The 11,340-nt window shown below is 47.8% G+C and carries 3 protein-coding genes; all 3 read left to right on the top strand.

Annotated elements, in window-relative coordinates:
• Positions 1-95 precede the first annotated feature (95 nt).
• Entirely contained in the window at positions 96-1,592 is a 1,497-nt protein-coding gene (locus V6R21_RS03225; protein ID WP_334240835.1) for a RagB/SusD family nutrient uptake outer membrane protein, read from the top strand.
• Positions 1,593-1,683: 91 nt separating this feature from the next.
• The gene (locus V6R21_RS03220; protein WP_334240833.1) at positions 1,684-2,898 is read left to right on the top strand and encodes a glycoside hydrolase family 71/99-like protein; all 1,215 of its coding nucleotides are present in this window, start codon (positions 1,684-1,686) and stop codon (positions 2,896-2,898) included.
• Between the two features lie 661 nt (positions 2,899-3,559).
• Complete coding sequence (locus tag V6R21_RS03215) at positions 3,560-11,290, top strand: sugar-binding protein (protein ID WP_334240831.1); 7,731 nt, start codon at positions 3,560-3,562, stop codon at positions 11,288-11,290.
• Positions 11,291-11,340: the final 50 nt, after the last annotated feature.

Here is an 11,340-nt window from a genome sequence, read left to right as displayed (position 1 = left end):
GAGATCAGTTGTGTCTGCCGCAGATAAAAGCGGCAGGCACTTACCCCAACAGGGTAAGGTTTCTAAGTTTTTATTCCCAAAAATTGATGAATACCATGTTAAACGGAAAATATAAATTCAAGAAATGGGCTTCGGTAATGGCTGCAATACCTGCACTGATGATCGGAAGCTGTACAGATTTGAGTGAGGAGGTGTACAACACAGTCCTGACAGATGAATACGGTAAAACACCTGCCGAAATTGAGACCATCGTAGGGCGTGCATACGCTTCCATGAGAGGTTATGATGGCAACTGGACTTTGGAGTTTCCACTGTTTCTGGTGGAAGGTGCATCTGATGAGGCGGTAATCCCGACAAGAGGTACAGACTGGTTTGATGGCGGATTACATCAGGATATCCAGCGTCACCAGTGGACAGTCAATAACGTAGCCATTGAAAAGTCATGGAACATCTACTTTACGGGTGTTTCAAAGGTCAACTCAATTATTTATGAGATCGACAAGGCAGAGCTAAGTGATGAAGACAAGAACAATATCAAGGCGGAATTGAGAGGGCTGCGTGCCTATTATTACTATGTTCTTTGTGACCTCTTCGGCAATGTGCCGTTGCAGACAGACTTCAGTGACAAGGAGCTGAAATCGAATACTTCACGATCCGAAATCTTCGATTTTATCGAGTCAGAATTGCTGGACGTAATTGATTACCTGCCTGCTTCAGGGTACGGAAAGTTCACCAAGAATGTTGGCTACAGCATGCTGGCACGCTTGTACCTGAATGCTGAGGTATTCAAGGGAGAAGCCATGTGGCAGAAGGCAATTGATGCCGCAGATCAGGTGACAGGTTACAGCCTGGAAGGCAATATCTTTGACAACTTCCTGAAAGAGAATGAGGGGTCAAGTGAAAACATCTTTGTGATACCTTTCGATGAGAGTGTAACGATTGGTAATTACTGGCAGTCGCTGTACCTGCACTACAAGTCAGGTATTGCATTTGAGATCAATGCATGGTGTGGTAATGGTATGTGCGCTGAGCCTAAGGTATGGGGCTTGTATGATGAAGCGGATAAGCGCCGTAACGGTCTATTGGAAGGTCCATTGTTGGCTCCTGACGGAACACAATTGCTGCAAGATGATGGTAACCCTGTCATCCATACGCCAGAGATCACAAGCCTTGAGAATGCGAAACAAGGTGACGGTGTCCGAAATATCAAGTATGAGATTGCAAAAGGGGACAACTGGGAAAGAAGCAACGACTGGGTGTTGATCCGTTATGCAGAAATCGTGATGATCAAGGCTGAAGCACTGATGAGACTGGGCAGAACTAGCGAGGCACAGTCGTTGGTGGCGCAAGTACGCGATCGTGCAGGGCTCTCAACACCAACAGATATTGATCTGGACTTTATGTATGATGAGCTGCTTCGTGAGTTTGTATGGGAAGGACACCGCAGAACAGACCAGATCCGTTTCGGAAGGTTTGGTGAAGCATGGTGGGCTAAAGAGGTGAGTGAACCATACAGAACGATCTTCCCGATCCCTGCCAATGCCATGGCTGCCAATGCTAAGTTGGTGCAAAACCCTGGCTATTCTAACTAAAATTACTCTTGTACCTAGCATATAGCTCCTTTGGGTTCCGGTCAATTGGTACCGGAATTCCTAAAGGGCTAAAAACTAAAACTGAATGGACATGAAAAGATTACTACTGGGATGTGTGTGTTTTCTTTTTCTGTTTTCCTGTAATGAGGACGATCCGTCTGACAGTGGCTTTAAACTGGAGGAACATGAACCTGTAGCAGTATCCAAAACTGCCGATCAGAAAGTGTATGTACACCTGATGCCTTGGTTTGAAAGCAAGGAGACATCAGGTAGCGGGAGTTGGGGTATCCATTGGACGATGGCTAACCAGAATCCCGATCAGCTGGATGGAGACCGCAGGCAGATCGCTTCCCATTACTATCCGCTTACCGGGCCATATGCATCAGGAGACAGGGATATCATTGAATACCAGCTGTTGCTAATGAAGCTGTCAGGTATTGATGGAGTACTGATTGATTGGCCCGGAACGACAGACCTTTATGATTATGCTGCCAATCTTGCCAACAGCAATGCCATTATTGACAAGTTGGAAAAAGTGGGGTTGGAGTATGCCATAGTTTATGAGGACCAGAACATCAATATCGCTTATGATCAGGGAGTCGTAACCAACAAGATACAGGCAGCACAGGCAGATGTTTCCTATATGGCTCAAAACTATTTCAAGGACAGCAATTACATCAAGGTCAATGGAAAACCATTGCTGATGGTATTCGGTCCTCAAACCTTCACTACGGAAGCTTCGTGGTCACAAATCCTGTCAGTTGCCTCTACTTCATTCATTACACTATGGCATGAGTCAGGGGAGGCAGGCAGCAATGCAACAGGCGAATACGCTTGGGTGTACAGTGACCATATGAACGGGTTGAAAAATTTCTATGAGAACAATTATGGCGGTTTGAAAATAGGATCCGTGTATCCCGGCTTCAAGACCTTTTACAACGAAGGCGGATGGGGTGGACCAACCTTTAGCATTGACCATAACCAGTTGTCCACTTTTACGCAGACATTGGATCTGGCATTGGACGCTGATCTCCAATATATTCAATTGGTAACCTGGAACGACTATGGGGAGGGCACCATGATTGAGCCGACTGAGGAGTTTGGCTACGGTTTCCTGACCACCTTGCAGCAAAAGCTGGGCGTAGGATTTGGTGAAGAGGAGCTAAAACTGGTAAGGCAGCTGTATGACTTGCGTCAGCAGTCTACAGGTAAGGAGATGACACAGCAGCTCGATCAGGTATTTTATAAGCTGGTTTCATTAAGGATTGATGAGGCAAAAGGCGTCATAGACGAACTGACACAATAAACTTCAAGCAACTGATTGTGTAGTGCAAGGTATGCTGTACCATTTATACTGTTGATCTGGATAATACCTTCGCACTAAATAGCGGTAGGTACAGTATGCCTCGTTACTACCTTTTGCTGATGACATCTTTCCTAAAACAATATATAGGCAGTTGGTGTGCAGTTGTTTTATCAAGTTTGAGTATTTATCTGAAAGTAATGAAGCTGTCCCGAAGGGACAAAATATATCAGTGATGGGATTTATCCCATCGTCGTATAAGCAACATCTAACAAGTGCTAGTAGGACGATATACATGTCAGTTACTTAGTCAATCTGAATCAAGCAACAGCACAAAACCCAAGACTTTCATTTTCATATCGCTGTTAGAACAAGTTCACTTTGAAATGACTGTCGGGAGCTCTTCCCGGCAGTTTTACCCAACATTTTTCTGTTGAATGCAGCAGCGCACCACATTTGAATCTGTAACTATTTCTTCAAGCAACCGGTCATTCGGTACCGGTTCCTTCTTTTCTTATTTCAATTTTCTAAACCAATGACAATGTATGACCAAGTTTTAGCCTGTGGGAGGGGAACGTCTCTCCATACAGCAGGGCGGATTACGCCTAAACAATGGGTCCAACACCTTGCAAAATCTACAATGACAACAGCAATAACCCTATGTATGCTGTTTATACCCCTGTGGCTAAATGCGCAAAGTGACGGATTGCCACGGGGTGCCTATCAAATGCCTTATACTCGCTACGAGGCAGAAGATGCATCTTTTAGCGGCACACTTTATCAGGCAAACGCTTTTGACCAGTCACAAACGGCTTCAGAAGCCTCCAACCAAAAGTATGTAGGATTGCCGAGCAATGGCAGTGCCGTAACATTCACCACCACAACATCGGGTCAGGGGGTGACCATGCGTTTCACAATGCCTGATGCGGCAGGAGGTGACGGCATCAATGGAACATTGGCAGTGTATGTCAATGGCAACCTTGATCAGGTAGTGGATGTGAGTTCGTATTGGGCTTACCAGTACCTGGCCACTGGAAGCATCCATCCTTCCAACAGTCCCGGTGCGGGAAACAAGGTAAGGATGCGCTTTGATGAGGTGCACTTCAAACTGAACCAGAATGTAACAGCAGGAAGTACCATCACCATAGCCAAGAATGCGAGTGATGGAACAGAATATGGGATTGACTTTATCGAGGTAGAACCTGTGCCTGCTGCCATTCAGAAGCCGGCAGGATTTCTGGATATCCGTGATTATGGAGCGGTAGCCAACGATACTGGCGATGACCTTCCGGCACTGGAAAGCTGTATGGCGGCTGCGGCTGCAAGCGGAACAGGTGTCTACATTCCGGAAGGAACATGGTACCTAGATTTCCGATGGATAGTCCCACAAAGTAATGTTACCGTAACGGGTGCTGGTATGTGGCATACCAACCTGTACTTCTCCAACAACGACCAGTTTGGGGGTGGTATCTATGGAGATGGTGCTACCAATGTGACCATGGGTAATTTCTATATCAATACAGTCAACAACGACCGTATGGATTACCATGAAGGATACAGTGAAGCACCAGGGACGCCATACAAGATTTATAAGGCGTTTATGGGAACCTTCGCGCAATCCAATATCCATGACGTATGGCAAGAACACTTCGAGGTGGGAATCTGGATGGGTGACTACGATCATATGCCTCGTAACATCGCCATGAACACCACATTCTCCAGAATGAGAATCCGTAACAACTATGCGGATGGCTGTAACTTTGCGAACGGATCCTCTTTCTGTGTACTGGAACATAGTAACGTCCGTAACGGCGGTGACGACGGGATGGCAGTATGGCCTGACGGCAGTGGAACCACTGTATTTGCAGAAGGAAATATCTTCCGTTACAATACTGTAGAGCATATTTACCGGGCGGGTGGTGCTGCCCTTTTTGGGGGAAGTAACCATGAGATTCACCACTGTATCATCAAGGATGGTTTTGCGGGTTCCGGTATCCGACTGACTACGGACTTCTCAACCCCTGAGTCTCCCAAGTTCAAGGCTTCAGGGCTGATGAAAATCTATGAGAACACCATTATCGGCTGTGGTACAAGCTATGACCTGTGGGACAGGAAAAGAGGATCAATCGAGATCAACGTACCGCAAGGACTGAACAATGTGTTGTTTGAGAACATTGATATCCTGAATTCGCAGCGACATGCCATTCAGATTGAAGGAAATGGCTTCAATGATGTGAATTTCAATAACATCACGGTGGATGGCACCGGAAAGGATGCAACAGTCAGAAATATCGCTGGTGATGTGTACGGCGGTCTGGCAATGATGGTACAGGCCAACAGCGGTACGCTCACCGTGAACAAGATTGCCATGTCAGATATTGAGTCAGTCAATGAGGACGGCAACAAGGATATCCTGAACCGCAATGCTGGCTTCAACCTGAATGTGATTGATACGCAGATTGACCTGACGGGTATCACCCTGTCACCAGCTCCGGTAGATATGGTAGTAGGGGAGACTGAGCAGATAGCCATTGGCTTTAACCCAACCAATGCTACCAATAAGGGCGTGACTTGGAGTAACTCAAACCCTGCTGTAGCGACATTTGATGCACAAAGCTTGCAGGTGACAGGAGTCGGGACAGGAACAACGACCATTACGGCAACTTCTGTAGAGAATCCTTCCATCACGGCAAGTACAACGGTGACGGTTAGCGCAGCGGTCAATATTATTGCTACGGACAATCAGGCGAGCGAAAGTGGTGATACAGGTGAGTTCACCATTGCCATTTCATCGACTTCACAGAATATCACGGTAAATTACTCAGTAGGCGGTACAGCTTCTGCTTCAGACTATGCAGCCAATCCAGCCCTGACAGGTTCGGTAACGCTTACGCCAACCAATCTGTCACAGACCATTACGATAAACCCTACCGATGACACCTCCTTTGAGGGGCAGGAAACCTTGCAGCTGACCCTACTTCCGGGAACAGGTTACCAGTTGGGTGGTAACACTTCGGCTACGATTTCCATTAGCGACAATGAAAACCCTCCTTGTACTGCTCCGGTGATCGGTTATATCGCGACAGCGCCATCCATTGATCAGAACATAGACGCAGTATGGTCAACCGCTCCTGCCAAAGGAATCAGTAATGCGACGATTGGCGGAACACCAGGTGATTATACAGGACAGTGGAAAGCACTTTACGATGCCAACAACCTGTATGTACTGGTGGAAGTGAGTGATGCAACGCGCACCAATGACTCAGGTTCCGAATGGTGGAATGACGATGTGGTGGAAATCTTTATTGATGGAAACAACAGCAAAGGCACTACCTATGATGGCTTGAATGACTTCCAGTTGGGATTCCGTTGGAATGATGCCACAGTCCATGCAGGAGGCAACTCTGTTCAGAATACTTCAGGGATCAACTTCAGCATGTATGCGGCAGGTAGTGGTTATGTATTGGAGGCAGCCATTCCTTGGTCTACCATAGGTACTACACCCGTGATTGGTACGCAGATCGGTTTCGATGTAGCAGTGGATGATGACGATAACGGGGGAGACAGGGATGCGCAAATGGTATCGATCGCAACAACAGATGCAGGCTGGAGCAACCCAAGTATTTTCGGATCGATTTACCTGACTGACTGTAGCGGTGCACCAAGCAATCAGGTGCCATCGGTAAATGCAGGCAGCGACCAGACTGTGGTGGCAGGCACCACTTCTGTAAACCTGAATGGTTCAGCGACAGACCCAGATGGTGATGCCTTGACCTACACATGGAGTCAGGTGAGCGGTCCGGCAGCTTCAATCAGCAATGCTGCTAGCGCAGGCACGTCAGTAACAGGACTGGCAGATGGCAATACATATGTATTTAGGCTGACGGTTAATGACGGAGAGATTACCGCATCTGACGATGTACAGGTAATTGTTAATTCGCCAGCAGCCAATCAGGCACCGACAGCTGAAGCAGGCAGCAACCAGATACTGGCGGCAGGCTCCACTTCAGCCAACCTAAGCGGTTCGGGAGCTGACCCTGAGAATGGTACACTAACTTATGCATGGACACAGGTAAGTGGTAATGCGGTAACCATCAGCAGCACCAACAGTGCAGCCACTGCGGTATCAGGTTTGACAGATGGCAATTCATACACCTTCAGGTTAACAGTAAGCGACGGTGAACTGAGTGCGACAGATGATGTTACCTTGACGGTGAACAACCCTGGCTCTACAGGAGGTGGCGGTGACGGAACCTCAAGAGGTGCCTATATGATGCCATATACCCGATATGAGTCAGATGCCAGCTCGTTGGGTGGAGGTGCTGTCCTGATGGGACCATCTTTTGATCAGACCAAGGTGGAATCAGAAGCAACCGATCAGGTTTGTGCCAAATTAAGCGCTGTAAATTCCTTTGTAAAATGGACAACCACAGCAGCGGGACAAGGTTTGGTAATGCGTTTCAGTATGCCAGATGCAGCAGGTGGTGGTGGACAGAGTGGCAAGCTGGCACTGTATGTTGACGGAAACTTTGTGCAGGATATTGATGTCAGCTCGAAATGGGCATGGCAGTACTTCAGCCCGAATCCGGGAGATGGTACCAAGCATCCATCCAATACACCGATTGCAGGTTATACTTCCAGAATGAAATTCGATGAGGTGCGTGTAAAACTGGCTTCGCAGATTCCAGTAGGCGCTGAGGTGAAAATCCAGAAGACAAGCGCTTCAGGCAATATCGATTATGTGGTGGACTTTGTGGAGCTGGAACCAATTGAGCCAGTGATTCCTCAGCCTACCAACTCCCTGTCTGTACTGGATTATGGGGCAGACGGAACAGACCTGAACAGCGATCAGGAGGCATTCCAGAATTGTATCCAAGCAGCGATTACACAAGGAAAATCTGTATATGTACCGGCAGGACACTTCAGAATCGGAAGACTTTGGGTGGATGGCAGTAACCTGACATTCCAAGGGGCAGGTATCTGGCATACGGATTTGTACTGCTACAATGCCTCTTCCAACAATGGTGGTTTCGAGACAAGAGGTTCTAACCTTCACTTCCAGGACTTCCATTTGGGTTCTGAAAACACTACGAGAACGGATGCCTACAAAGCTTTTGTAGGACTGTACACAAACTCTACTATTGAGCGTGTTTGGGTAGAGCACTTTGAAGTAGGCGCATGGATTGCCAACTACCAGAGCACAGATGTGACAGATGGATTGGTGATCTCAAATTGCCGTTTCAGAAACAACTATGCAGATGGTGTAAACTTCGCAAAAGGTACCCGTAACTCGATCTGTGAACATTCCGATATGCGTAACAATGGGGATGATGCAATGGCTACTTGGTCTGCGGACGGGCCATCAGCGAGTGTGAACAACGAGTTCCGTTACTGTACAGCGGAGAATACGTGGCGTGCGGCAGGTATCGGTTTCTTCGGTGGCGGAGGTCACAAAGGGCACCACCTGATCATCAAGGATAACGTCGAGACGGGAATCCGTGTGAACTCTGACTTCCCTGTCAATCACCAGTTCAGCACAACAGAGTGGATGGAAATCTATGAGACAACCGTGATTGGTTGTGGTACCAATGCCAACCTGTGGTTCAACCGTTATGGTGCCGTGGATATCTTTACAAGGCTCTACAACGTGCAGAACCTGAGACTGAGAAACGTGGATATCCTGAACTCACAGAAGGATGCCATCATGATCTACGATGTCGCTTCCAACTATACCATCACCAACGTGGAGCTGATCAATGTGACGATCGATGGCGCAGGTATGGATGGCAACGCCAACAACTATACATCAGGTGATTATGATGATTATCAGGGGCACGGTCTGCTGGTATTGCCGGAAGTGGATGGTTTTATGACCACCCAGAACCTGAATATCTACAACACACCAACGGCTTCCATCCAGAATGAGTCGGACCCGAACTTTTTGATAAACACGCTAGGCAATCAGGCGGTTACAGGTGTAAGCCTTTCACCACAGAATTTCTCTTTGGCTGAAGGACAGACGCAGCAGTTGTCTACGAATATTCAGCCTGCCAATGCGACCAACCAGAACGTGACCTATGCGACATCCAATGCGAATGTGGCAACAGTCAATGCAGCAGGTTTGGTGACAGCGGTAGCTCCAGGTACGGCGACTATCACTGTGACGACAGAAGACGGAGGCTTTACGGCAACCACTTCGGTAACGGTGAATGCAGCCGTGAATATTACAGCAACGGATGCATCAGCTGCGGAAGGTGGCAACACGGGTACATTCGTGATCAGTACGTCCAGCATTGCACAGAACATCACGGTAAATTATTCGGTAGGTGGTACAGCTTCAAGCAGTGATTACAGCAGCAGCCCATCACTGAGCGGTTCTGTAACACTGACGCCTTCCAATCCTTCCCAGACAATTACCATTACCCCTTCGGATGATGCTGAATTTGAGGGAGCGGAAACCTTGCAGATTACACTGCTGTCAGGTAGTGGTTATCAGTTGGGAGGCAGCACATCGGCGACGGTTACCATTGCGGACAATGACTTCCCGCCTTGTACGGCTCCTATCATTGGCTATGCTTCTACTACTCCTGCAATCGACCAAAGTATAGAGTCGGTTTGGGGAAGTGCTCCATCCAAGAATATCAGCAATACAACGATTGGTGGAACACCAGGTGATTATTCTGGTCAATGGAGAGCGTTGTATGACAACAACAACCTGTATGTACTGGTAGAAGTTGGAGATGCAACCCGTACCAATGATTCAGGTGCAAACTGGTGGAATGACGATGTGGTGGAGATTTTTATCGATGGGGATAACAGCAAAGGGACTTCTTACGATGGTTTGAATGACTTCCAGTTGGCATTCCGTTGGAATGATGCCTCGGTTAATGTAGGAGGCAACTCCGTTCAGAATACGACAGGCATCAGTTTCAGTATGTATGCATCAGGAAGTGGTTATGTACTGGAAGCAGCCATTCCTTGGTCTACAATCGGTACAACACCGAATATCGGGACAGCAATCGGTTTTGATGTGGCAGTCGATGACGACGACAACGGCGGTGACCGTGATGCACAAGTCGTTTCTATCGCGACAAGCGATGCAGGTTGGAGCAATCCAAGTTTGTTCGGATCGATCTACTTGACCGACTGTAGTGGTGTGCCAAGCAATCAGGCGCCATCTGCCAATGCAGGCAACGATCAGTCTTTGGCTTCAGGTAGTACATCAGCCAGTTTGAGTGGCTCAGGTGCTGATGCTGACAATGACCCGATCACTTTCGCCTGGACGCAGGTAAGTGGCGCATCAGTTACAATCAATAATGCAAGCAGTGCCAATGCAACGGTATCAGGCTTGGCAGATGGCAATACTTATGTGTTCCGATTGACTGTCAGCGATGGTTCATTGAGCAGCTCGGATGACGTAACTGTTACAGTTGGTTCTCCAAGCTCCGTACCGGTATCGGGTGTGAGTGTCTCCCCAACATCCGTATCATTGAGCGAAGGAAACACACAGCAGCTGTCAGCAACAGTAGCGCCATCCAATGCAAGCAACCAAGCTGTTTCGTGGAGTTCAAATAATACATCCGTAGCAACGGTGAGTGGTTCCGGTTTGGTAACAGCAGTAGCGGCAGGGTCGGCAACCATCACGGTAACGACAGCAGACGGTGGTTATACAGCAAGCAGCACGGTAACAGTTACCTCAAGTGGAGGAGGAAGCGCATCTGCATACCGTATCCGAAATGTATGGCAGAATACCTATCTAGCGGACGGTGGCGATCGGGTTACCTACAATACGACAGCATCAGGCAGCAACTTTGAGTGGGAGCTGGAAGATGTAGGTGGTGGATATGTGGAGATCAAGAACGTAGGAACTGGAGAGTATATGCATATCGAGAACCTGACAGGTTATGTGCAGGCTACCACCAGAACATTTGGCTGGTACAGCTCACGCTGGGCAGTGGAAGATGCAGGAAATGGAGAGTCAAGAATCCGCAATGCGTGGCAAAGCAATAACTATATCCATGTGGAGAACTTGCAAGGACATGCGCAACACGGCACCATCTATGATGCATGGGGAAGTGCCAAGTGGGTACTGGAACCTGTTGGTGGTTCTTCTTCGAGAGTTGCGGGCTTTACAAGGGAGCAACTGGATGTGTCTGAAAAATTGAACGTTTATCCAAACCCAATGAATGCGGATTACTTTACAATCAGTTTCAATGGGCAAGTGGATGCGCAATCAGTGGTTCAATTCTATGACCTGACAGGTGCATTGATCAGAACTGAAAAGCTGACTGGTCAGAAAACGACCTTGAACAGGGGCAAGATGCCATCAGGTATTTACCTGCTGCGCATTCAGGCTCAGGGAGAGCGTTTCACCAAGAAGCTGCTTATTAAATAAGTTGAAGTTGAGTAAATTGTAACAGAAAGGGGATTCCATAATGGGATCCC

The sequence above is a fragment of the Limibacter armeniacum genome, from assembly GCF_036880985.1.
In the GTDB taxonomy this organism is placed as follows: Bacteria; Bacteroidota; Bacteroidia; order Cytophagales; family Flammeovirgaceae; genus Limibacter; species Limibacter armeniacum.
This window is presented reverse-complemented; position numbering and strand designations above follow the sequence as displayed.

Coding starts and splice junctions, on each gene's coding strand:
- V6R21_RS03225 (WP_334240835.1), top strand. CDS start 96: ATGTTAAACGGAAAATATAAATTCAAGAAATGGGCTTCGGTAATGGCT.
- V6R21_RS03220 (WP_334240833.1), top strand. CDS start 1,684: ATGAAAAGATTACTACTGGGATGTGTGTGTTTTCTTTTTCTGTTTTCC.
- V6R21_RS03215 (WP_334240831.1), top strand. CDS start 3,560: ATGCTGTTTATACCCCTGTGGCTAAATGCGCAAAGTGACGGATTGCCA.